The organism is Hydrogenophaga palleronii NBRC 102513 (assembly GCF_001571225.1).
Taxonomy (GTDB): Bacteria; Pseudomonadota; Gammaproteobacteria; order Burkholderiales; family Burkholderiaceae_C; genus Hydrogenophaga; species Hydrogenophaga palleronii.
The window spans coordinates 77321-97935 of sequence record NZ_BCTJ01000012.1 but is presented as its reverse complement, the minus strand read 5'-3'; the positions used below and the strand labels follow the sequence as shown (position 1 = coordinate 97935).

General features: G+C 69.0%; 20 protein-coding genes. 9 read left to right on the top strand and 11 right to left on the bottom strand.

Annotation, left to right across the window (positions count from 1 at the left end; all coding sequences use genetic code 11):
• Positions 1–38: 38 nt before the first annotated feature.
• On the top strand, positions 39–941 hold the full coding sequence (locus HPA01S_RS10905) for an NAD(P)-dependent oxidoreductase (protein ID WP_066269802.1): 903 nt from the start codon (positions 39–41) through the stop codon (positions 939–941).
• Positions 942–1047: 106 nt separating this feature from the next.
• Here HPA01S_RS10905 and HPA01S_RS10900 read toward each other — a convergent pair whose 3' ends face one another.
• The 3 genes from HPA01S_RS10900 to HPA01S_RS10890 are packed head-to-tail and all read right to left on the bottom strand — an operon-like array spanning position 1048 to position 2801.
• Positions 1048–1710, bottom strand: a complete 663-nt coding sequence (locus tag HPA01S_RS10900; protein WP_066269801.1) for a BON domain-containing protein — start codon at positions 1708–1710, stop codon at positions 1048–1050.
• Positions 1707–2327: an SIS domain-containing protein gene (locus HPA01S_RS10895; protein ID WP_066269800.1), complete on the bottom strand. Its 621-nt coding sequence runs from the start codon at positions 2325–2327 to the stop codon at positions 1707–1709. Before HPA01S_RS10895 ends, HPA01S_RS10900 begins: the two co-directional genes overlap by 4 nt.
• 27 nt (positions 2328–2354) lie before the next feature.
• Positions 2355–2801 (bottom strand): YraN family protein, encoded by a 447-nt coding sequence (locus tag HPA01S_RS10890; protein WP_066269799.1) that lies wholly within the window; start codon positions 2799–2801, stop codon positions 2355–2357.
• Between HPA01S_RS10890 and rsmI the strand changes: the two genes are divergently transcribed.
• From rsmI to HPA01S_RS10870, 4 genes are all read left to right on the top strand, one after another.
• Entirely contained in the window at positions 2801–3724 is a 924-nt protein-coding gene (rsmI, locus tag HPA01S_RS10885) for a 16S rRNA (cytidine(1402)-2'-O)-methyltransferase (protein ID WP_066269795.1), read from the top strand. The two genes, HPA01S_RS10890 and rsmI, sit on opposite strands and share 1 nt — an antisense overlap.
• Positions 3725–4055: 331 nt before the next feature.
• Positions 4056–5093, top strand: a complete 1038-nt coding sequence (locus tag HPA01S_RS10880) for a glutamate cyclase domain-containing protein (RefSeq protein WP_066269794.1) — start codon at positions 4056–4058, stop codon at positions 5091–5093.
• 34 nt (positions 5094–5127) lie between these two features.
• Positions 5128–6102 (top strand): Bug family tripartite tricarboxylate transporter substrate binding protein, encoded by a 975-nt coding sequence (locus HPA01S_RS10875; RefSeq protein WP_066269790.1) that lies wholly within the window; start codon positions 5128–5130, stop codon positions 6100–6102.
• Positions 6103–6297: 195 nt separating this feature from the next.
• Entirely contained in the window at positions 6298–7221 is a 924-nt protein-coding gene (locus tag HPA01S_RS10870; protein ID WP_281193002.1) for a LysR family transcriptional regulator, read from the top strand.
• A gap of 9 nt (positions 7222–7230) precedes the next feature.
• Here the strand turns inward: HPA01S_RS10870 and HPA01S_RS10865 are convergent, their stop codons facing one another.
• On the bottom strand, positions 7231–7611 hold the full coding sequence (locus HPA01S_RS10865; RefSeq protein ID WP_174525293.1) for a hypothetical protein: 381 nt from the start codon (positions 7609–7611) through the stop codon (positions 7231–7233).
• Between the two features lie 214 nt (positions 7612–7825).
• Between HPA01S_RS10865 and HPA01S_RS10860 the strand changes: the two genes are divergently transcribed.
• The 3 genes from HPA01S_RS10860 (at position 7826) to HPA01S_RS10850 (ending at position 10280) form a co-directional block, all read left to right on the top strand.
• Entirely contained in the window at positions 7826–8407 is a 582-nt protein-coding gene (locus HPA01S_RS10860; protein ID WP_066269786.1) for a DUF502 domain-containing protein, read from the top strand.
• A 139-nt stretch (positions 8408–8546) separates the two neighbouring features.
• The gene (locus HPA01S_RS10855; protein ID WP_084360609.1) at positions 8547–9170 is read left to right on the top strand and encodes a dioxygenase family protein; all 624 of its coding nucleotides are present in this window, start codon (positions 8547–8549) and stop codon (positions 9168–9170) included.
• 75 nt (positions 9171–9245) lie between these two features.
• Entirely contained in the window at positions 9246–10280 is a 1035-nt protein-coding gene (locus HPA01S_RS10850) for a metal-dependent hydrolase (RefSeq protein WP_066269784.1), read from the top strand.
• 49 nt (positions 10281–10329) lie between these two features.
• On the opposite strand, the gene HPA01S_RS10845 is transcribed toward HPA01S_RS10850, so the two are convergent.
• The 7 genes from HPA01S_RS10845 to dinG form a co-directional block, all read right to left on the bottom strand.
• The gene (locus HPA01S_RS10845) at positions 10330–11841 is read right to left on the bottom strand and encodes a tripartite tricarboxylate transporter permease (RefSeq protein WP_066269782.1); all 1512 of its coding nucleotides are present in this window, start codon (positions 11839–11841) and stop codon (positions 10330–10332) included.
• A gap of 25 nt (positions 11842–11866) precedes the next feature.
• Entirely contained in the window at positions 11867–12352 is a 486-nt protein-coding gene (locus HPA01S_RS10840) for a tripartite tricarboxylate transporter TctB family protein (protein ID WP_066269781.1), read from the bottom strand.
• Positions 12353–12494: 142 nt separating this feature from the next.
• Entirely contained in the window at positions 12495–13868 is a 1374-nt protein-coding gene (locus HPA01S_RS10835) for a sensor histidine kinase (protein ID WP_066269780.1), read from the bottom strand.
• On the bottom strand, positions 13865–14578 hold the full coding sequence (locus HPA01S_RS10830; protein ID WP_157084968.1) for a response regulator transcription factor: 714 nt from the start codon (positions 14576–14578) through the stop codon (positions 13865–13867). The genes HPA01S_RS10835 and HPA01S_RS10830 overlap by 4 nt, the downstream gene beginning before the upstream one ends.
• A 142-nt stretch (positions 14579–14720) precedes the next feature.
• A complete protein-coding gene (locus tag HPA01S_RS10825; RefSeq protein WP_157084967.1) occupies positions 14721–16343 on the bottom strand; it encodes a phospholipase D family protein in 1623 nt (540 codons plus the stop codon).
• A 151-nt stretch (positions 16344–16494) separates the two neighbouring features.
• Positions 16495–16965 carry a CopD family protein gene (locus HPA01S_RS10820; RefSeq protein WP_066269774.1) on the bottom strand — a complete coding sequence of 157 codons (471 nt, stop codon included), beginning with the start codon at positions 16963–16965 and terminating at the stop codon, positions 16495–16497.
• A 41-nt stretch (positions 16966–17006) separates the two neighbouring features.
• Positions 17007–19352, bottom strand: coding sequence for an ATP-dependent DNA helicase DinG (gene dinG / locus HPA01S_RS10815; RefSeq protein WP_245638620.1), 2346 nt, complete (start codon positions 19350–19352; stop codon positions 17007–17009).
• A 94-nt stretch (positions 19353–19446) separates the two neighbouring features.
• Between dinG and HPA01S_RS10810 the strand changes: the two genes are divergently transcribed.
• Positions 19447–20568, top strand: coding sequence for a patatin-like phospholipase family protein (locus tag HPA01S_RS10810; RefSeq protein ID WP_084360616.1), 1122 nt, complete (start codon positions 19447–19449; stop codon positions 20566–20568).
• Positions 20569–20615 lie beyond the last annotated feature (47 nt).

Genomic DNA, 20615 nt, shown 5'->3' with positions numbered 1-20615 from the left:
GCGGCATTTCTGGAACTCCACACGAAAGGCCTTTTCTCATGACCAGCATCGCTGCACGTCCCTACGAATCCACGCCCGCCCGCAAGGTCGCCTTCATCGGCCTGGGTGTCATGGGTTACCCCATGGCGGGGCACCTCGCGCGCGCCGGCCATGCGGTGACGGTCTACAACCGCTCCAGCGCCAAGGCCGCGGCCTGGGTGGCCGAGTTCGGTGGCGCGCACAAGCCCACGCCACGCGAAGCGGCCCAGGGTGCCGACATCGTGTTTGCCTGCGTCGGCAACGACGACGACCTGCGCTCCGTGGTGCTGGGTGCCGATGGCGCCTTCGCCGGCATGGCCCCGGGTGCGGTGTTCGTGGACCACACCACCGCATCGGCCGACGTCGCGCGCGAGCTTTACGGTGCCGGCAAGACGCTCGGTCTGTCGTTCATCGACGCCCCGGTTTCGGGTGGCCAGGCGGGTGCGCAGAACGGGGCCCTCACCGTCATGTGCGGCGGTGATGCCGCGGCCTTCGACGCCGTGACGCCGGTGGCGCTGGCGTTCTCGCGCGCCTTCACCCTGATGGGCGCCAGCGGCGCCGGCCAACTCACCAAGATGGTCAACCAGATCTGCATCGCCGGTCTGGTGCAGGGCCTGTCCGAAGCCATCGCCTTCGGCCAGAAAGCCGGCCTCGACGTGAACCAGGTGCTGGACGTGATCGGCAAGGGCGCGGCGCAGAGCTGGCAGCTCGACAACCGCGGCAAGACCATGGTGGCCGACAAGTTCGACTTCGGCTTTGCGGTCGACTGGATGCGCAAGGACCTGGGCCTGGTGCTCGACGAGGCCAAGCGCAACGGCGCACGCCTGCCGGTGACAGCCCTGGTGGACCAGTTCTATGCCGACGTGCAGGCCATGGGCGGCCAGCGCTACGACACCTCGAGCCTGATCAAACGCTTGAAGTAACCCCACCCCTGCGCCGCCTGCGGCGTCTCCCCCTCAAGGGGGCAACACCTGCGGCCCGGCGGCGCCGGTTCCGCGGTGTTCTGGATGGGCGGTGTGGCGCGCGAACTTACTTCGCGTCGTTCACCGGCGCCGGCTGCCTCGCGGCGCCGATGTTGGCGAGTTCCTGCTCGCTGATGATTTCGAGCACGCGCACCACACGCGCCACGCTGGAGGTGTTGCGCGCGATGTCGGTGGCGCGGTCGGCTTCGCGCTGCGTCACGCGGCCCATCAGGTACACCGTGCCACGCTCGGTGACCACCTTGAAGGCGCTGGCCGCCAGGTCCTTAGCGTCCACCAGCGAGGCCTTCACGCGGCCGGTGATGAGCGTGTCGCTGGCGCGTTCCTTGAACGACGGGCTGGCGGTGACGCCGAGTTCGTTGATCACTTCGCGCACGTTCTCCACGCCCGAGACGATCTGCGTGATCTGCGTCTTGACGGCTTCATTGGACGCCTCGCCGGTGAGCAGCACGCGGCGGTTGTAGCTGGAAACCGAGAAGCGCGCCCGCGCATCGCCGATCTCGTCCTTGATGCGGTTGGACGCGCGCAGCTCGATGCCCTGGTCGTCCAGTTGGGCGCCGGAGGTGCGGCGGTCCACGGCCACCAGGGCGGTCACGGCCGCGCCGCCCACCATCAGGGGTGCACAGGCGCTCAGCGTGGCGCCGGCGGCAGCCACGGCGAGGGCGACCATGGCAAAACGCTGGCGGGAAGGGGTGCTGTTCAAAAAGCTCATGATGCGCTCTCCATATGGGGGGTTGACACGTCGGGCAGACCCAGCAGTTGGGCATCCACTCCGTCACAAATGCAGTGCAGCACCAGGTGGTGCACTTCCAGAATCCGCGCCGGCAACTCGTGCGGCACGCACAGGTGCACGTCGGTGTCGCGCAGCAGCTGCGCCAACCGGCCGCCGCGCCCACCGGTCAGGGCCACCACCGTCATCTCGCGCTCGTGCGCGGCTTCCACCGCCGCCACCACGTTGGCCGAGTTGCCGCTGGTGGACAGAACCAGCAGCACGTCGCCGGCCTGGCCGAGCGCACGCACCTGGCGCGCGAACACGGAACGGCCGTCGAAGTCGGTGGCGATGGCGGTGAGCACCGCGGCGTCGGACGAGAGGGACAGGGCCGCGAGTTCGGGCCGCTCGCGTTCGTAGCGGCCCATGAAACTGGCGGCGAAATGTTGTGCTGCGGAGGCCGAGGCGCCGTTGCCGCAGGACAGCACCTTGCCGCCGCCGGTGACACTGGCCAGCACCGCCGAGATGGCCAATTCCACCAGGGGCGCGAGCGATTGCGCACACTGGTATTTCAGGTCGGCGCTGTCGATGAACTGTTGCTGAATGCGTTGCAGAAGCATGGGGCGATCATAGCGGTCGGTGGTGTATCAAAATGCGCCCGAAGCGTCGAAAGCCGCGCGCAGCCACTCGATGCGCGTCGCGGCGGGTGCGGAGGTTGTGCCGGGCGCACCCTCGATCAATACGACGTCGAAACGGCATGGAGGTTCCGATCCGAGCTGCAGCAAAAAGTGCCGTGCCGCGAACACGATGCGGCGTTGCTTGAGCGCGGTGATGCTGCCGCCGGCACCACCCTGGCGCGCGCTGGCACGCTGGCGCACCTCGACGAAGACCAGCGTGCCGTCGCGCTCGCGCATAATCAAATCGACCTCGCCACCGCCCCGGCCCGGGGTTTTGTAGTTGCGCTGCACCAGCGCCAGACCCTGGCGCTGCAGGTGGGCCAGGGCCGCGTCTTCGGCCGCATCCCCCCGCGCCTTGGTGGTCTGGCCCCGAGCGCCGCCCACGGCCGGAGCGCCCTGTTTTCTGGATGTCCACATTGTCTGCAAGCACTCCATCCCTGTTGGTCGCCGCGCGCGAAACGGCGGGGCATCAGCATTATCCGCAGGGCGCCCTCTACATGGTGGCCACGCCGATCGGCAACCTGGCCGACATCGCGCTGCGCGCCTTGCAGGTGCTGTCGCTGGCCGACACCGTGGCCTGCGAAGACACGCGCCACACGGCGGCGCTGCTGCAGGGCTACGGCCTGCACAAGCCGCTGCTGGCGCTGCACGAACACAACGAGGCCGAGGCCGCACAGACCGTGGTGCAGCGCCTGCAGGCCGGCCAGCGCGTGGCCTATGTGAGCGACGCCGGCACGCCCGGCGTGAGCGACCCGGGCGCACGCCTGGTGGCCGCCGTCACCGCCGCCGGCCTGCGCTGCGTGCCGCTGCCCGGCCCGAGCAGCATCACCGCCCTGCTCAGCGTCACCGGCCACAGCGGCTGGGACGGGCAGTTCGTGTTCGCCGGTTTTCTCTCGCCCAAGGCAACGGAGCGGCAGCGCCAGTTGCAGCAGATCGGCGCCGACGCGCGTGCCTGCCTGCTGCTGGAGGCGCCGCACCGCATCGAGGCACTGGCGAAAGACATGGCGGCCCTGGGCCCACGCCTGCTCACCGTGGGGCGCGAGCTGACCAAACAGTTCGAAGAAATCGCACAACTGCCGGCGGCCGATTTCAGCGCCTGGCTGGCCGGCGGCGCACACCGCACGCGCGGCGAGTTCGCGTTGATGGTGCACCCGCTGGTGGCCGACGCGGCCGAGACCGACGCGCTGGACGCCACCACCCTGCGCACGCTCGACCTGCTGCTGGCCGAGCTGCCGCTGAAAACCGCGGTGCGCCTGTGCGCCGAGATCAGCGGCCAGCCCAAAAACGCGCTGTATGACGCGGCACTGGCGCGGCGCCAGGCAGGCGACAACAAGGCGTAGGCACGCGCGGCGGCCGTAGGGCAGGCTGGGCCTTGCACCCGGGGGCATCACCGCCTTTCACCCGTGCAGCAGGTTGAGCAGGCTCCGGCTGCGAGAGCGGTCCTTTCGGCCTTGGCACGGGCGGCGATGCATTGCGCCAACGCGCGGGTGTCGGTCACCAATCCCATGCTGCAGATGGGGGCTGCGGCATGCACCAGCGGCCCCGGTGCGGGTCTTCGCCGGCCATCCATAACATTTGGTTCTGAATTCCGCCAAACATTCGATTAGGTGTCTGCGGCGGTGTGACGCAAGAATCCGCGCTCACGTCCCTCCACTCCCTTTCAGAGCTCATATGCCCGACATCATTGGCGAGAACATCGATCGACTGACCACCGTCGAAATGCGCAACCGCGCGATGAACCACAACATCATCCGGGGCATCTACGACGAAGCCCGGCGCGAAGGCGGCGGGCGGCCCATCGTGGCCCGCGCGGCAGAGGCGCTGTCGGCAGCGGTGCAGCCCGGCGACCGCGTGCTGATCGTCACCGGAGCAGGCTATGCACCGGAAGCACCCAATGGCGAGAGCGACGGCCCACCCGGCGCCGCTGCGCTGGCCTACACCCTGTTCTGGGGACTGCAGGCCGTGCCCGTCTATGTCTGCGAGCCGTGCCACGCGCCACCAGTGGTTGCGAGCAGCCAGGCTGCGGGCATCATGGTGCGCCCCTACGAACTGGCGCGCGACCGTCGCATGGGCGCTGCGCTCGCGGAGTCGCCACTCAAGCAGGGCGAAGTGCAGGACTGGGCCGCCGAGCTGTTCGACCGTTACCAGCCCACTGCCATCGTCGCGATCGAGCGCCTGGGCCCCAACGAACAAGGCTTCCTGCACTACTCCACCGGCGTGCGCCCCAAGGAATGCGTCGACCTCGCGCCGCTGTTTGCCGAAGCGGCACGGCGCAAAGTGCTGTCCATCGGCATTGGCGACAACGGCAATGAAATCGGCTTTGGCCGCATCTTCGATTTCATGAAGACCTTCCACCCCTATGGCCAGCGCTGCCAGTACGAAGGCGGGGTCGGTGTGCCGACGACGGTGGCGACCGACATCTTCATGCCGGCCTCGGTGTCCAACTGGGGTGCCTATGGCCTGAGCGCCATGCTGGCGTTTCTGCGCCGCGATGTGAACGCGTTGCACACCCCGGCCATCGCCGCCGACGTGATCCGCGCCTGCCTGAACGCCGGGGGATGGGAGATGCGTTATTGCACCACCCGCTTCATCGTCGACGGCACCGAGGGCGAGAGCTCGATGTCGATGGTGCAGCTGCTGCGAGACATGGTTCGCGTGAACATCGCGCCGCTGGACCGGGGCCTCTCTCATGGCCGCATCGACCGCTGATCCCATTCTTCTTTTTGTATCGAAGGAGTTTTTTATGCGACTGCACAAGGTTTTCAAGACCCTCTCCGCCAGCCTCGCCATGCTGACCTTGACGGCAGGCGTGGCACAGGCCCAGACGGCGCCCAGCGGCCCCCTGCGCATCGTGGTGCCTTACGCGGCCGGTGGCCTGGCCGACATCACGGCCCGCCTGATCGCAGAGCCGCTGAGCAGCCGGCTGAACCAGAGCGTGGTGGTCGAGAACAGGCCGGGAGCCAACGGTTCCATCGGCGCAGCCCATGTCGCCAAGGCCGCACCCGATGGCAACACCATCGCGCTGGTGGTGAGTTCGCATGCGTTTGGCAAGGCACTCATGCCGAGCTTGCCGTACGACCCGGTCAAGGACTTCACCCCGGTGAGCCTGGTCACCCGCACGGCCATTGTGTTGGTGGCGGCACCCACGCTGCCCGTCAAGGACGTTCCCGAACTCGTGGCGTATGCCAAGCAGCACCCGAACGAGCTCACGTTTGCGTCTCCGGGACTGGGCAGCAACGTGCACATCTATGGCCAATGGTTTGCCGACATGGCCGGGCTGAAGATGAGCCACGTGCCCTACAAGGGCAGTGCGGCGGCACACCCGGACCTGATGGCGGGACGCACGCACATCGTCTTCGACACCCTGGGCGCGGTGCAGCCGCACATCGCGGGCGGCCGACTCAAGCTGCTGGCAGCCGGGGCCCTGCGCCTGCCCCAGTACCCGAACGTGCCGACGGTGGCCGAAGCCGGCTACCCGGGCTTTAGCGCCGAGTCGTGGGGTGCCGTCCTGGCGCCCGCGGGAACGCCACAGGCCCGGGTTCGCCAGCTCAACAAGGAGATCGTGGCGGCACTGAACACGCCGGCGATCAAGAAGCGGCTGGAAGATGCCGGTGCACAGGTGGTGGGCAGCACGCCGGAAGAGCTGGGCACCTTGCTGGCGGCAGAAGAGAAGCGCTTCACCAGCTTGATCCGCGACATGGGCGTCAAGCTCGACTGAGCCGCACCGGGTTCATCGCAGGACGCCGTTGAACGTGTTGGCTCTGCACCCACCCCACAGCTGGAAGGCGCGGATCGCCCGGCTCGCGCCTTCCAGCAACGCCGTCAACGAATCCGCGTAGGCGCATGGCGGCCGGGGCGGGCCACGCCGACGGCCTATCATCGGAGCCCTCATTGACTTGACAAGCGAGTTACCGTGCCCCGGCCCTTGAACTTCCGGCAGCTTGAAGCGTTTCGCGCGGTCATGCTGACCGGCAGCATGACCGGCGCCGGCCACTCGATGGCCATCTCGCAGCCGGCGGTGTCGCGGTTGATCCACGACCTGGAAAGTGAACTCCAGCTCGAGCTGTTCCAGCGCAAGGGCATTCACATCGTCGCGACCGAACAGGCACACCAGCTGTACCGCGAAATCGAGCGCCACTTCGCGGGCACCGACCGCATCCGGGAAGCCGCACGCGCGATCCGCCTGTCCACAGCGGGCTATCTGCACATCGGGGCCATGCCGAACCTGTCGGCCTATTGCCTGCCGGCGGCCATCAGCGCGCTGCTCAAGGAATTTCCCGAGGTCGTGGTCTCGATCCACCCGGACAGTTCGGTCAACCTCCTGTCCATGCTGCGCCACGGCCAGTTGGACATCGCGTATGGGTCGCCACCGGTCGAGGCCGGCGACATCGACCACGACCCCTTCCCCACCACGCACGCCGTGTGCATCATGCCCAAGGACCACCCACTGGCCCGCAAGCGGCAGATTGCGGTGAAAGACCTGCACGACCAGGACTTCGTCGCCCTGGGCCCCAACAGCCGCCTGCGCATGCAGCTGAACCTGGCCATTCTTCAAGCGGGCGTGCGGCCCAACATCCGTGTGGAGACGCTGCATTCGTCTTCGGTGATCAGCCACGTGCACCACGGCGTGGGCATCGCCATCACCGACCCGGTGGCCCTGGTCGGCCCGCAGGCCGAGAACCTGGTGATTCGGCCGTTCAAGCCCACCATCTCCATGGAGTTTTCCGCGGTGTACCTGCGCAGCGGGCCGCGCTCGCGCATCGCGCTGGCCTTGACCACACTGCTCAAGCAGGTGGTGGCCGACGAACTGCGCCGCCTGTCGCGCAGCAAGCCCTGATCTAGCGCCTCAACGCATCACACGCGCCATGCGGTCGGGGCCGGAGCGCGGGGCTGCGTCAGCGCCCTGTGCGTCGGGCGTGTCAGGCACTTCGGTGGCCTGCACGTCGACCACATCGCCCATGGGCTGGCGGCGCATGCCACCGGCGCCACCGGCCGCGCCACCCGGCCACACGCCCTGGGTGTAACGCTGCGAGGTCTGGCGGAAGCGGCTGAATACCACCGCCGGCGTGGGCTTGCGCCCGGTGACCAGAGCCCAGAGCGAGACGCCCACCACCACCACCAGCGTGGCCAGCAGCAGGCTGAACACGAACACCAGGGCGGCCACGGCCAGCACCAGCTTGAGCAGGCCGCGCAGCACGCGGCCAAAGAAATCGAAGAGTCCGTTCATGGAAGAAAGAGCCGTTGAGCCCTGTGGAGTTCCGGAACTGGCGCACGCGCCAGGCATGTGCCCCCTGCGGGGAAAACGTTCTACACGTGGGTGCATTGTCGGCGTTTGCAAGCCTGGGCACCTGCCGGGAAGGTCATAGGCCATCACGAAGCCGGCTGCTATGCTCCCGCGTGTCTGCGCACGCCGACCACACCCGAGCGCCCGAAAGCCCCCCATGAAACCGATCTACCAGTACTTCTTTCGCGGCCTGATCACCTTCCTGCCGGTGGCGCTCACGGTCTATGTGCTCTACCTGTTCATCGCCTGGCTGGAGTCGATCGCCATGTGGGCGATCCGCCCGCTGATCGGGGATTTTTACCTGCCCGGCCTGGGCATCGTGATCGGTGCGGCCTCGATCTTCGGGCTGGGTTTCCTGGTGTCCCAGCCGGCGGCGGCGCGCATGTTGTCGTGGTTCGAACTGCCGTTCAACAACCTGCCGGTGGTGCGGAGCATCTACTCCTCGCTCAAGAGTTTTGCCGACTACTTCTCGCCCAAGGAAAAGGCGTCGCAGCAACAGGTGGTGGTGCTGAAGATGCCGGACAACGACCTCGCCATCGTCGGCCTGGTGACGCGCCAGAGCATGGCGGGCCTGCCGCCCGGGCTGGCCGAGCTCGACCACGTGGCGGTCTACCTGCCCATGGGCTACATGATCGGCGGCTACACCGTGTTCGTGCCGCGCAGCTGGACCACGCCGATCAACATGTCGGTGGAGGAGGCCATGCGTTCTTCGTTGCTGGCCTGGATGAGTTCGAAGTAGCTCCCCCCACGCCGCCTGCGGCGTCACCCCCCAGGGGGCAACACCTGCGGCCTGGCAAAGCCAGTTCCGCGGTGTTTCTGGACCAGGAACTCGCGCCCCGGATACGCTTCCAACCCGGTTGTTGTCGCCAGGAGAAGCCATGCCCGCCCTGCCCCGCCGCCGCATCCTCATCGCCAGTGCCGCTGCCGTGGCCGCCCCGGGCTGGCTCACGCCGGCGCTGGCGCAGTCCCGCGCCTTGCTGCCCACCCCGAGCCAGACCGAGGGCCCGTTCTACCCGGTGAGCCTGCCGGCCGACAGCGACGCCGACCTGCTGCGCAACGGCCAGGTGGTCTACGACAAGGGCCAGGCCAGCTGGGTGGAGGGCTCGGTGACCGACCTGGCCGGTGTGCCGGTGGCCGGCGCGGTGGTGGAAATCTGGCAGTGCGATCACCAGGGCCGTTACCACCACCCGGGCGACGGCGACCGCGCCGACCCGGCGTTCCAGGGGTTTGGCCGCGTCACGCTGGGGCGCGACGGCGCTTACCGTTTCCGCACCCTCAAGCCGGTGCCCTACACCGGCCGCACGCCGCACATCCACGTCAAGGTGCGGCTGGACCGCCGGGAGCTGCTGACCACCCAGCTCTATGTGGAGGGTGACCCGGGCAACGAACGCGACGGCCTCTGGCGGCGCCTGAATGCGGACGCGCGCGCCGCCGTCACGGTGCCGTTCACGCCGGTGGGCGATGGCCTGCGGGCCCGCTTTCCCATCGTGGTCGTCACCTGAGCCGCCGCCTTGCGCATGGTTTTCGGATGCCAAGGCATCTTGGTGAATCGTGTGAACTGGGCCTAAGCTCGCCGCATGGATTCATTGACCCAGATCGCCCTTGGTTCGGCCGTTGGCGTGGCCGTGATGGGCCGGCGCACCGCCGTGTGGAAAGCCGCGTTGTGGGGCGCCATCGGTGGCACCCTGCCCGACCTCGACGCCTTCATCGACCACGGCAACGCCATCCTCAACATGACGCGCCACCGCGCCGAGAGCCATTCGCTCATCGTGCTCACGCTGGCGGCGCCCGCGCTGGCCTGGCTGGTCTCGCGCCTGCACGGCGAGGCCGCGCTGTTCAGGCGCTGGTGGCTGGCGCTGTGGCTGGTGCTGATCACGCACCCGCTGCTCGACACCATGACGGTCTACGGCACGCAGCTGCTGCAGCCCCTCAGTGCGTATCCCTTCGGCATCGGCAGCGTCTTCATCATCGACCCGGCCTACACCGTGCCGCTGATCGTCGGTGTGGTCGCGGCGCTGCGCCTGCGGTCCACGCGCGGCCTGGCCTGGAATGCCGCCGGCCTGGTGCTCAGCACGCTCTACCTGGGCTGGAGTGTGGCGGCGCAGCAGCACGTGACGCAGCTTGCGCGCACCTCGTTGCAGAACGACGGCATCGTGACCGATGGCCTGCTGGTCACGCCCGCGCCGTTCACCACCGTGCTCTGGCGGCTGGTGGCCACCACGCCCACCGAGTACCGCGAGGGCTATTACTCGTTGATGGACCGCAGCCCGCAGATCCAGTGGCGGGTGTATGAGCGCGGCGCCGAGCTGATGGCCGCGCACCGCGACGAGCCCTACCTGGCGCGCATGGCGGATTTCACACATGGGTTCTACAGCGCCTCCAGCGTGGACGGTGAGCTGTTCGTCACCGACCTGCGCATGGGGCAGGAGCCGGCCTACACCTTCCGCTTCAACCTCGGCAGCGACGCGGCCCGCGCCAGCGGCGGGCATGCCCCGACGCGGGAGGCCTTCAGCCCCGACCTGGGCACCGCGCTGCCCTGGCTGTGGCGCCGGCTGCGCGGCCTGCAGGAGGCCGTGCCGGTCACCACGGAAGATCTGTCCGCGCGGGGATAGGGCGAGAGGGGCGCCGGCCCATCGGGCCGGCACACCCCCTGCCCCGGGTTCAGTCTTCGACGAAGGCTTCTTCGCGCTTGGCCTTCACCGACGGCAGCAGCACCACCAGCAGCAGCACGAAGGCGATGGCCAGCAGGCTGGCCGACAGCGGCCGCGTGACCAGCACGCTCCAGTCGCCACGCGAGATCAGCAGCGCACGGCGCAGGTACTCTTCCATCATCGGGCCCAGGATCAGGCCCAGCAGCAGCGGTGCCGGCTCGCACTTGAGCTTGTGGAACAGGTAACCGATGACACCGAAGATGGCGACCATCCAGATCTCGAAGGTGTTGTTGTTCTCCGAGTACACGCCGACCGCGCAGAACAGCACGATGGCGGGGAACAGCCACTTGTAGGGAATGGTCAGCAGCTTGATCCACAGGCCGATCATCGGCAGGTTGAGCACGATCAGCATCAGGTTGCCGATCCACATGGAGGCGATCAGGCCCCAGAACAGTTCCGGGTTCGCGGTCATCACCTGCGGGCCGGGCTGGATGTTGTGGATGGTCATCGCACCCACCATCAGCGCCATCACCGCGTTGGGCGGAATGCCCAGCGTCAGCAGCGGGATGAAGGAGGTCTGTGCACCGGCGTTGTTGGCCGACTCGGGGCCTGCCACACCGCGGATGTTGCCCTGGCCGAACGGCACTTCGCCGGCCTTGAGCTTGATCTTCTTCTCCAGCGTGTACGAGGCGAAGGCCGACATCAGCGCGCCGCCACCCGGCAGGATGCCGAGCACCGAGCCCAGTGCGGTGCCGCGCAGCACGGCGGGCGTCATGCGCTTGAAGTCTTCCTTGGTCGGCATCAGGCCCTTGACCTTGGCGGTGAACACCTCACGCTGGTCCGACGGCGTGGCCAGGTTGGCAATGATTTCGCCGTAACCGAACACGCCCATGGCGATCGCGATGAAGCTGATGCCGTCGGTGAGTTCCGGAATGTCGAAGCTGTAGCGCGCCACACCCGAGTTCACGTCGGTGCCCACCAGGCCGAAGGCCAGGCCGAGCAGGATCATGGCCACGGCCTTGAGCAGCGAGCCCGAGGCCAGCACCACCGCGCCCAGCAAGCCCAGCACCATCAGCGAGAAGTACTCGGCCGGGCCGAAGCTCAGCGCGATCTCGGTCAGCGGCGGTGCGAAGGCGGCCAGGATCAGCGTACCCACGCAACCGGCGAAGAACGAGCCCAGGCCGGCTGCGGCCAGCGCGGGCCCGGCCCGCCCCTTTCGCGCCATCTGGTAGCCGTCGATCACCGTCACCACCGAGGACGCTTCCCCTGGCAGGTTGACCAGAATGGCGGTGGTCGAGCCACCGTACTGGGCACCGTAGTAGATGCCGGCCAGCATGATCAGCGCCGCCACAGGGGGCAGGCCGTAGGTGGCGGGCAGCAGCATGGCGATGGTGGCGACCGGGCCAATGCCGGGCAGCACACCGATGAGCGTGCCGAGCAGACAGCCCAGCAGCGCGTACAACAGGTTCTGCATCGTGAAGGCGACGCCGAAACCGATCGAGAGGTTGGTGATCAGATCCATGTTTTGTTCTTCTTGTGTGTGTCGGTCAGCCGATGAAGGAAGGCCAGATCGGGAAGTTCAGCTTGAGCGCGAGCTCAAACGCGACGTAGCTGCCGATGGCGAGCACGGTGGCGAGCACGAACACTTCCTTGAACTTGAACTGGTCACCGGCGAGGCTGGCGATGAAGGTCAGCGCGTAGATCGCCACGATCAGGCCCATGGCCGGCAGGCCCCAGGGGCGAATGCCCGCCAGCAACACGCCGAAGACCAGGTTGGCGCCGATGATGAAGATCAGCGGGCGCCAGGCGATGCGGCCGATGGGCTCGCCGTCTTCGGTATCGACGGTGAGCGACTTGAAGGTGATGGCCAAGCCCATGATGACGATCAGCACGCCGACCATCAGCGGGAAGTAACCCGGGCCCATGCGGGCGCCGGTGCCGACGTTGTAGGTGGTGGCACCCCAGGCAAAGGCCGCGCCGAAGGCGCTGAACAGCACGCCCGACACAAAGTCTCTCTGGCTTTTGATTTTCACGTTGTCTCCTGAAACTGCGTTCATCACCGGACAGACAGTTCGGCGAAGGCACGGTGCGTGCGCCGGCGATGTTAAGAACAGCCGGCGCGTGCGTGCATGACCAAAACATTGCCGTTTGGCAATGTTTCTGGCGCGGGGCCGCTCAGCGGTCCGCGTAGGGCAGTTCGATGGAGGCGCGCAGGCCCGGCGCGGCGTCTTCGAAACGCAGGCGGGCGCCGTGCAGGGCGGCCACGGCCTGCACGCTGGCCAGCCCCAGGCCATGGCCGGGCAGGTCGTCGCGGTTCAGTCGGTGAAAGCGCGTGCCCAGGCGCGACAGCTCGTGGGCCGGCACGCCGGGCCCGTTGTCCTGCACGATGAGCCGCACGCACTCGGCCGTTTCTTCCACGCCCACCCGCACCACCGCCCCCGGGCCGGCGTACTTGAGAGCGTTGTCCAGCAGGTTGGCGATGGCGCCGGCCAGCAGGTCGCGGTCGCCGGCCACGGTCACGCTGTTGTCGGGTTCCTGCAGCAGCTGCACGCCCTGCGCTTCGGCGACGGCGTCGTACAGCTCCAGCACGTCGGCCACGATCACATCCAGCGCCACCCGCGTGAAGCTGCTGCGCCGCGCGCCGGCCTCGGTCTCGGCGATCTGCAGCAGTTTCTCGAACACCAGCGTCAGCTCTTCCAGCTCGCGGATGCTGGCGGTGATGGCCTGCTGCCGCTGCGCCGGGTCGGTGTGCTGGTGTTCGGCATTGCGCAGCCGCACCAGGATGCGCGTGAGCGGCGTGCGCAGGTTGTGCGCAATGGTGTTGGAGACATGGCGCACGCCGTCCATCAACGACTCGATGCGGTCGAGCATGGCGTTGATCTCGCGCGTGAGCAACGCGAATTCGTCGTCCTCGCCCGACTCCGGCACCCGCTCGCGCAGCCCGCCGCCGCTGGCGATGCGGGTGGCGGTGCGGCGCACCGCGCCCACGTTGCGTTCGAGTTCGAGCCGGAAGACGAAGGTGCCGCCGATCAGCAGCAGCACTGCCACGATGCCGGCCGCGGCGCTGGCGCGCGCCACCAGCGATTCGATCATGGCCTGGTCGCGCAGGTCCTGCCCGACCATCAACACGCTGCCGTCGGGCAGCGAGTTGGTGAGCAGGTAGGCCTCGGCGCGGCGGCCGCCCCGCACCACCTGGCGCTGCGCCGTGCCGCCGCTGTCATCGGCGCGCGGCACCTTGTCGAGGTTGCCCGCCAGCTTGACGCCCTGCGAGTCCATCAGCAGGTACACCTCGCTGTCGGACTCGCGCCCGTCGGCGAGCGCACGCGTGATCACCGCGGCAACCGAGGCCGTGCCCTCCTCCTGCGCATGGCCCACCAGCTGTTTCGCGGTCAGCGCCACCTGGCGCGTCATGCGCTGGTGCAGCACGCCCACAGTCTGCAGGTAGACCACGGCCAGCGCGGCCAGCATGGTGATGGACACCAGCACCGCGTAGTTGAAGGCGAGGCGAAAGCCGACCGAGCGCCAGAGCAGGCGCAGGCGGGGCGTCATGGAGGCGGCTCTTCACCGGCCGCCGCGATGCGGTAACCGATGCCGCGCACGGTGTGGATCAGCGAGGGCGCGCCGCCGGCGTCGAGCTTGCTGCGCAGGCGGCTGACCTGCACGTCGATCACGTTGGTCTGCGGGTCGAACTGGTAGTCCCACACGGCTTCGAGCAACATGGTGCGCGTGATCACCTGGCCCGGGTGGCTCATCAGGTACGCCAGCAGGCGGAACTCGCGCGGCTGCAGCGCCACCGGCCGCCCGCCCCGCTCCACCTGGCGGGTGGTGAGGTCGAGCCGGAGGTCGGCCACCTGCAGCGTGCGGATGTCGGGGCCGGTGCGCGCACGCCGCACCAGCGCCTCGGCGCGGGCCGCCAGCTCGGAGAAGGCGAAGGGCTTGCTCAGGTAGTCGTCGCCACCGGCCTTGAGCCCGCGCACCCGCTCGTCGAGCGCGCTCAGCGCGCTGAGCACCAGCACGGGCGTTTTTTTGCCCAGGCCGCGCAAGGTGGTGAGGATGGTCAGGCCGTCGACGTCGTTGGGCAACATGCGGTCGAGGATGATCAGGTCCCAGCGTTCCTGGCTGGCGCGCGACAGCGCGTCCAGGCCGTCGCGACAGATCACCACCACATGGCCCAGCGCCCGGAAGCCGTTGGCAATGTAACGCGCGTTGTCGGCGTCGTCCTCCACCACCAGGCAGCGCCACTGCACCGTGGCACCCATCAGACGGCCCTCCGGGACGGCCGGCGCACGCGCCATCCCATGGTGCCCTGCGCACCGAGCCAGGCCGTGTGCGAAGGCGGGTTGTTCAAGTTGCTCATGCCCCGCATTCTCGCTCGACCGCGGGCGGCGGCAGCGCGCGGGGCTACAGCAGCCACTCGATCGGCAGCATCGACAGCAGGCCGACCCAGGCGCGCATGGCGAGCGTGGCGCCGGGTTCGCTCGTCTGGCGCAGCTCGCCGCCGCTCTCCAGCCGCTCGACCCAGACCAGGTCGCCCTGCGGATCGAGCTGCACCGAGTAGGCAATGCCCGGGATGGTCTTGTCGAAGGCGTCGTGCGCGGCCTGCGCCAGCACCGGGCTGGCGATGATGAAGCCGAGCTCGGTGTTGAGGCGCGCCGAACGTGGATCGAAGTTCATCGAACCGACGAAGACCTGCGAGCCGTCGATGGCAAAGGTCTTGGCGTGCAGGCTGGAGCCCGAACTGCCGAACACACCAGCACCGCCGCCGGACCCACCGGACCCACCGGCACCGCTGCTGCCTCCGCTGCCGCTGCCGAACAGCCCCCAGCCACCGCCTTTGCGGGCCGCGGAGGCGGTGGGCCCCGAGGCGCGGTGCCGCATCTCGAACAGCTGCACGCCGGCGCGCAGCAGCGCCTTGCGGTGCCGCGCATAACCGGAGTGCACCGCCGTCACGTCGGTGGCTTCGAGCGCGTTGGTCAGGATGCGCACGCGCACGCCGCGCGCGGCCAGGCGGCTGAACACCGCCACACCGGCGTCGGTGGGCACGAAGTACGGCGACACCAGGTCGAGCGTGCGCTGCGGCGGCTGCTCCAGCACCTCGGCCAGCTGGTGCGTCAGCAGGTGTTGGGGTTCGGCCTGGCCCAGGCCCTTGGCCGGGTCGTCGCTGACCATCTGCACCTTCGCCCACTGCGGCATGTGGGCACCGGCCAGCAGATCGGGGATGAAGCGCGACTCGCGCAAGGCCTGCAGGTACAGGGCGGCGCGTGGGTCCTGCGCGGGGTTCTGTGCCGGCTCGGCACTGGATGCCGTGTCGGCGCGCACGATGCGGTCGATCGGGTACGACGAGCCGCTGGCCCAGTAGCGGTCGAAGTCGGCCGCCAGCTCGGGCAGCACCGCGCCCGAGGCCAGCACGTCGAGGTCGGCGAACAGCACGCCGTCGGTGGCGCCGAAGTACTCGTCGCCCACGTTGCGCCCGCCCATGATGGCGGCCTGGCTGTCGGCGATGAGCGCCTTGTTGTGCATGCGCCGGTTGGCGCGGTCGAAGTGCGTGATGAAACCCAGCGCCTTGGGCTGGCGGATCGAGAACGGGTTGAACAGCCGCACCTCCACGCCGGGCAGGCGGTCCAGCGCGAGCAGCTTGGCGTCCATGGCCACGCCGTTGTCGTCCAGCAGCAGGCGCACACGCACGCCGCGCGCGGCCGCTTCGCGCAGCGCGTCCAGCAGCAGGTTGCCGGTGATGTCGTCGCGCCAGATGTAGTACTGCACATCCAGCGTGCGCTGGGCGGCGCGCACCAGCAGCACGCGCGCGGCAAACGAGTCCAGCGCGTCGGGCAGCGGCAGGATGCCGGTCTCGCCCGGATGGGCCGTGCCCTGCGGCGCCAGCACGCGGCCCAGCGGCGTGTCCGCGGTTTCGGCGGCCGGCACGGCGGTGGATTCGCTGCGCCCCTCCAGCGGCGGCAGTGCGCAGCCTTGCAGCAGGGCGGTGAGCAGCGCGATCATCCAGAGGCCTCGTCGAAAGAAAGACATGGTGGGCAGGCGCTGGACCTCGCGGTGCGGACTCAGGCGGTGTGAACGGGCCCGGCGTCGCCGAGCGGGCCGCCACCGCGGGCCCCGCCGGGAGGCTGCGCGGTGGCGGGCCCAGCAGTCATGGCGAACATGGCGGGCCGCTTCACCGGTTTCAGCCCATCAGCAGCGTGATGGCGATGATGAACACGCCGAGGCACAGGTTGACCAGCACCCACTGGCGGATGGACGCCATGGCGGTGCCGGCGGCGGTCCAGTCGCTGGCGTCCACCGCGCGCGTGAAGCGCTTGAACAGCGCGAAGCGGATGTGGCCGAAGATGGCGATCATCAGGATGCCCAGCGAGGCCATGATGGTCCAGTCCAGCGGCATGTTGAAGGCCAGGCCGGCCTGCACGGTTTCCTTGGCCACGCGGCCGATCATCCACAGGCCCGTGGCCAGCACCACCAGCGTGGCCCACAGCACGGTGCTGAAGAAACGCTTCATCACCGTGTGCAGCAGGCGCAGGCGCACCGGCGCTTCCAGCGTCTGCACCGAGGGGCGCAGGAACAGGTGGGCAAAGGCCATGCCGCCGACCCACAGGACAACGGCTAGCACGTGGAGGGTCTTGAGCACGGAGAAGATCATGGGGCTGGCGCTTTCTTGTTGGAGGGTCGGGGCGTGGGGACTCAGGCGTCGGCCACCACGCCGTCGACGCGGCGCTGCAGCCGGTACGGTGGCAGGCCTTTGAGCATGCGCCGCCCATAGGACTGGCGCAACAGCCGGCCATCGTAACAAACGACCACCGCTTCGTCGCTCTCGGTGCGCAGCGCGCGGCCGGTCCATTGCAGCAGGCGCGCGCCGGTCGCCGGCACCACCAGTTCGCTGAACGGGTCACGCCCCTGGCTCTTCAACCAGTCGGCCCGCGCCTGGCCCACCGGGTCGCTCGGTGAGGCAAAGGGCAGCTTGGTGATGAACACCCATTCGCAGAGTTCACCCGGCAGGTCGAGCCCTTCGCCAAAGGACTGCAGGCCGAACAGCACCGAGGGCTGGCCTTCGGCCACGCGCTCGGCATGGCGGCGCAGCAGCACGGTGCGCGAGGCCTCGCCCTGCACCAGCACGCGTTCGCGCAGCGCACCGTGTTCGCCGCGCTCCAGCAGGTTCTGCGCCTGGCGCATCTGCGCGCGCGAGGTGAACAGCACCAGCGCGCCGCGTTGCACCTCGCGCAGGTCGGCCATCAGCAGCGCGAGCATTTCGCGCGTGTAGCCGTCCACGTCTTTCGGGTCGGCCTGCGTCTGCACCACCACCAGGCGGCCCTGGCGCGCGTGGTCGAACGGGCTCTGCACTTCGCGCGCGGCCACCGCGCCGTCCCAGGCCAGGCCGGACTCGTGCAGGAAGTGGTCAAACGTGCCGCAGGTGGTGAGCGAGGCCGAGGTGACGACCGCCGCCCGCACCTGGTTCCAGAGGTGGTTGCGCAGCAGGCTGCCGGGCTGCAGCGGGCAGGCGTGTGCGGTGAGCGTGACCAGGCCATGGCTGATGCCGGCCTCCAGCCACTTGGCCAGCGGCGGCTGGCCGTCGCCGGCCTCCTGCATCCAGTAGGTGGCGGTTTCCTGCGCGCTCTGCAGGCGCGGCGCCAGCACACCGAGGCGGCTGTACAGCTTGGCGCAGCGCGCAGCGTCGCCCGGGTTGTCGCGCGCGTTGGCCTTGAGCTGCGTGGCCAGCGCCTCGAACACCTTGAGCAGGCTGCTGGCGTTGGCGTGCAGTTTGGCCACCACCTCGTGCCATTCGGCCGGCAGCGCACCGCCCTCGAAGCGGTCCACCACCGGCGCCCCGGCCGTGTCAAACCCTGCACCCGTGCGCGCGCGGGCGGCGGCATTGCCGTTGCGCCCGGTCATGTCCAGCCAGCCGGGCAGGCTGCCGATGCGCTGCATGGCCAGCCGCGCGAGTTCGTTCTGTGCGCTCTTGAGTTCCTTGGTGAAGGCGGCCACGTCGATGGTGGGTGTGTGCTCCAGCGCCGTCGCCACCTCGTCCACCGCGCGTGGCAGCTTGTCGAGCCAGTGGCCGCGCATCAGGTCCATCGAGGCGGTGAACTGGCCTTGCGCCACCGAGCCGAGGTGGTGGGCTTCGTCGAACACCAGATAACAGTCTTGCGGTGCCGGCAGCGCGTGCAGGCCCAGGGTGGACAGCAGCAGGTCGTGGTTGACCACGATCACCTGCGCCTGCGCCAGCCGCGCGCGCGCCTGGTAGTAGCTGCAGCTGTTGTAGCTCGGGCAGTGGCGCGCGGTGCAGGTGTGGCGCTCGGCCGCCACCGGGGCCCAGAGTGCGCCTTCGGGCGGGTCGTCGAGGCGGTCGCGGTCGCCGTCCCAGCTGCCGCTGTCCAGCGCCTCGGCCCAGGCGGTGTACTGCACGGCGCGCTCCTGCCAGCGCGCGGCGGCGGCGGCCGAGGCCACGGCCTGGGCCGCGATGCCGGCCGCGCTGGCGTCGGCGGCACCGGCCGTGTCGTCGCTCTCGAACAAGTCGGCACTCGCCGCATCACCGCCGCTGAGCTGGTCGAGCTTCAGGCGGCAGACATAACGCCCGCGCCCTTTGGCGAGTGCGTAGCTAAAAGGTTGCGGCAGCGTGGTGGCGAGCGCCGGCAGGTCTTTGGCGATCAGCTGCTCCTGCAAGGCCACGGTGGCGGTGCTGATGATGACGCGCTTCTGCTGCGCCAGCGCCAGCGGGATCACGGTGGACGCATACGCGGCCGACTTGCCCACGCCGGTGCCGGCCTGCACCACCGCGATGCCACGCGCGGGCAGGGGCGCGTCGCTCGCCACCGCGCCGTCGCCCAGGCTCACGCCCGAGAGCGTGTGCGCGATGTGGGCCGCCATCTCGCGCTGGCCCGGCCGCGCGCGGTAACCGCTGGCGTGGGCCACCACGTGGTCGAACGCGGCCAGCGCCAGCGCCTCGCGCGCCAACGGGCCGGACACGGGCGGGTGGGCACTGTCGGAAGGGGTGGCGTCGGGGGAAGAAAGCGCGGGGGTGGCGGTGGACATGCGGGGAAACCTAACAAAACGCGATTGTCCCAGACGGTGCACAAAGCCCGCCTCCCATGGTGCAATGCGCCACACGCCACCAGAGAACCACCGCATGCCCCGTCCAGCCCGCCGCACCGCCCCCTCCACGCCCATCACGCCAGCCCCACGGCGGGGCCGCCCCGGCAAACACCCGGTGGACCTGGCCCTGCAAGGCGGCGGCTCACACGGCGCCTTCACCTGGGGCGTGCTGGACCGCCTGCTGGAAGACGAGACGCTGGAGATCAGCGCCATCAGCGGCACCAGCGCCGGCGCGATGAACGCCGTGGCCCTGGCCGCCGGCCTGATGGACGGCGGGCGCGAAGGCGCGCAGCGTGTATTGCGCCAGTTCTGGACCCGCGTGGCCGAGCTCTCGCCGTTCCACCGCCTGCAGACCAGCCCGCTGGGTGTGCTGATGGGCCCGGCCAACGACTGGCTCGCGCCCTGGATCAAGCCCTGGACCGACCCGCTGCAGCAGGCCGCCGACGCGTTCAGCCACCAGATCTCGCCCTACCAGCTCAACCCGCTCAACCTCAACCCGCTGCGCGACATCCTGGTGGAAACGGTGGACTTCGACCGCGTCTGCCGGTGCCACAAGACGCAGCTGTTCATCGCCGCCACCCAGGTGCGCACCGGCGCGCTGCGCGTGTTCGGACAACACGAACTCACCGCCGACATGGTGCTGGCCTCGGCCTGCCTGCCGCTGGTGTTCCAGGCGGTGGAGATCGACGGCGAGGCCTACTGGGACGGTGGCTACGCCGGCAACCCGTCGCTGCTGCCGCTGGTGAGGGAAAGCCAGGCGGACGACCTGCTGCTGGTGCAGATCAACCCCACCGAACGCCTGAGCGTGCCGACCAGTGCACGCGACATCCTGGAACGCATCAACGAGGTGACCTTCAACGCCAGCCTGATCAAGGAGATGCGCACGCTGGCGCAGATGAAGGCACTGATCGGCGACCGGCCGCTCGCCGGCAGCCCCGACCTGTTCCAGCGCGTGCAGCGGCTGCGCGTGCACCTCATCGACGGCGGCTCCTCGCTGGCCGACCTGGGGGCCGGCAGCAAGACCAATACGCAATGGGGGTTTCTGTCGCGCCTGCACGAACTCGGCCGCGACGCCGCCGAACGCTGGATGCAGGCGCACCGGCAAGACCTCGGCCAGCGCAGCAGCTTCGACCTGGCTTCGGTGTTGCAGGAATAGGCCGCGGCGCACGCCGTCTGCCGACCCACCTCACCCGGGGTGATTGC

Coding starts and splice junctions, on each gene's coding strand:
- HPA01S_RS10905 (WP_066269802.1), top strand. CDS start 39: ATGACCAGCATCGCTGCACGTCCCTACGAATCCACGCCCGCCCGCAAG.
- HPA01S_RS10900 (WP_066269801.1), bottom strand. CDS start 1,710: ATGAGCTTTTTGAACAGCACCCCTTCCCGCCAGCGTTTTGCCATGGTC.
- HPA01S_RS10895 (WP_066269800.1), bottom strand. CDS start 2,327: ATGCTTCTGCAACGCATTCAGCAACAGTTCATCGACAGCGCCGACCTG.
- HPA01S_RS10890 (WP_066269799.1), bottom strand. CDS start 2,801: ATGTGGACATCCAGAAAACAGGGCGCTCCGGCCGTGGGCGGCGCTCGG.
- HPA01S_RS10880 (WP_066269794.1), top strand. CDS start 4,056: ATGCCCGACATCATTGGCGAGAACATCGATCGACTGACCACCGTCGAA.
- HPA01S_RS10875 (WP_066269790.1), top strand. CDS start 5,128: ATGCGACTGCACAAGGTTTTCAAGACCCTCTCCGCCAGCCTCGCCATG.
- HPA01S_RS10865 (WP_174525293.1), bottom strand. CDS start 7,611: ATGAACGGACTCTTCGATTTCTTTGGCCGCGTGCTGCGCGGCCTGCTC.
- HPA01S_RS10860 (WP_066269786.1), top strand. CDS start 7,826: ATGAAACCGATCTACCAGTACTTCTTTCGCGGCCTGATCACCTTCCTG.
- HPA01S_RS10855 (WP_084360609.1), top strand. CDS start 8,547: ATGCCCGCCCTGCCCCGCCGCCGCATCCTCATCGCCAGTGCCGCTGCC.
- HPA01S_RS10850 (WP_066269784.1), top strand. CDS start 9,246: ATGGATTCATTGACCCAGATCGCCCTTGGTTCGGCCGTTGGCGTGGCC.
- HPA01S_RS10845 (WP_066269782.1), bottom strand. CDS start 11,841: ATGGATCTGATCACCAACCTCTCGATCGGTTTCGGCGTCGCCTTCACG.
- HPA01S_RS10835 (WP_066269780.1), bottom strand. CDS start 13,868: ATGACGCCCCGCCTGCGCCTGCTCTGGCGCTCGGTCGGCTTTCGCCTC.
- HPA01S_RS10830 (WP_157084968.1), bottom strand. CDS start 14,578: ATGGGTGCCACGGTGCAGTGGCGCTGCCTGGTGGTGGAGGACGACGCC.
- HPA01S_RS10825 (WP_157084967.1), bottom strand. CDS start 16,343: ATGTCTTTCTTTCGACGAGGCCTCTGGATGATCGCGCTGCTCACCGCC.
- HPA01S_RS10820 (WP_066269774.1), bottom strand. CDS start 16,965: ATGATCTTCTCCGTGCTCAAGACCCTCCACGTGCTAGCCGTTGTCCTG.
- dinG (WP_245638620.1), bottom strand. CDS start 19,352: ATGTCCACCGCCACCCCCGCGCTTTCTTCCCCCGACGCCACCCCTTCC.
- HPA01S_RS10810 (WP_084360616.1), top strand. CDS start 19,447: ATGCCCCGTCCAGCCCGCCGCACCGCCCCCTCCACGCCCATCACGCCA.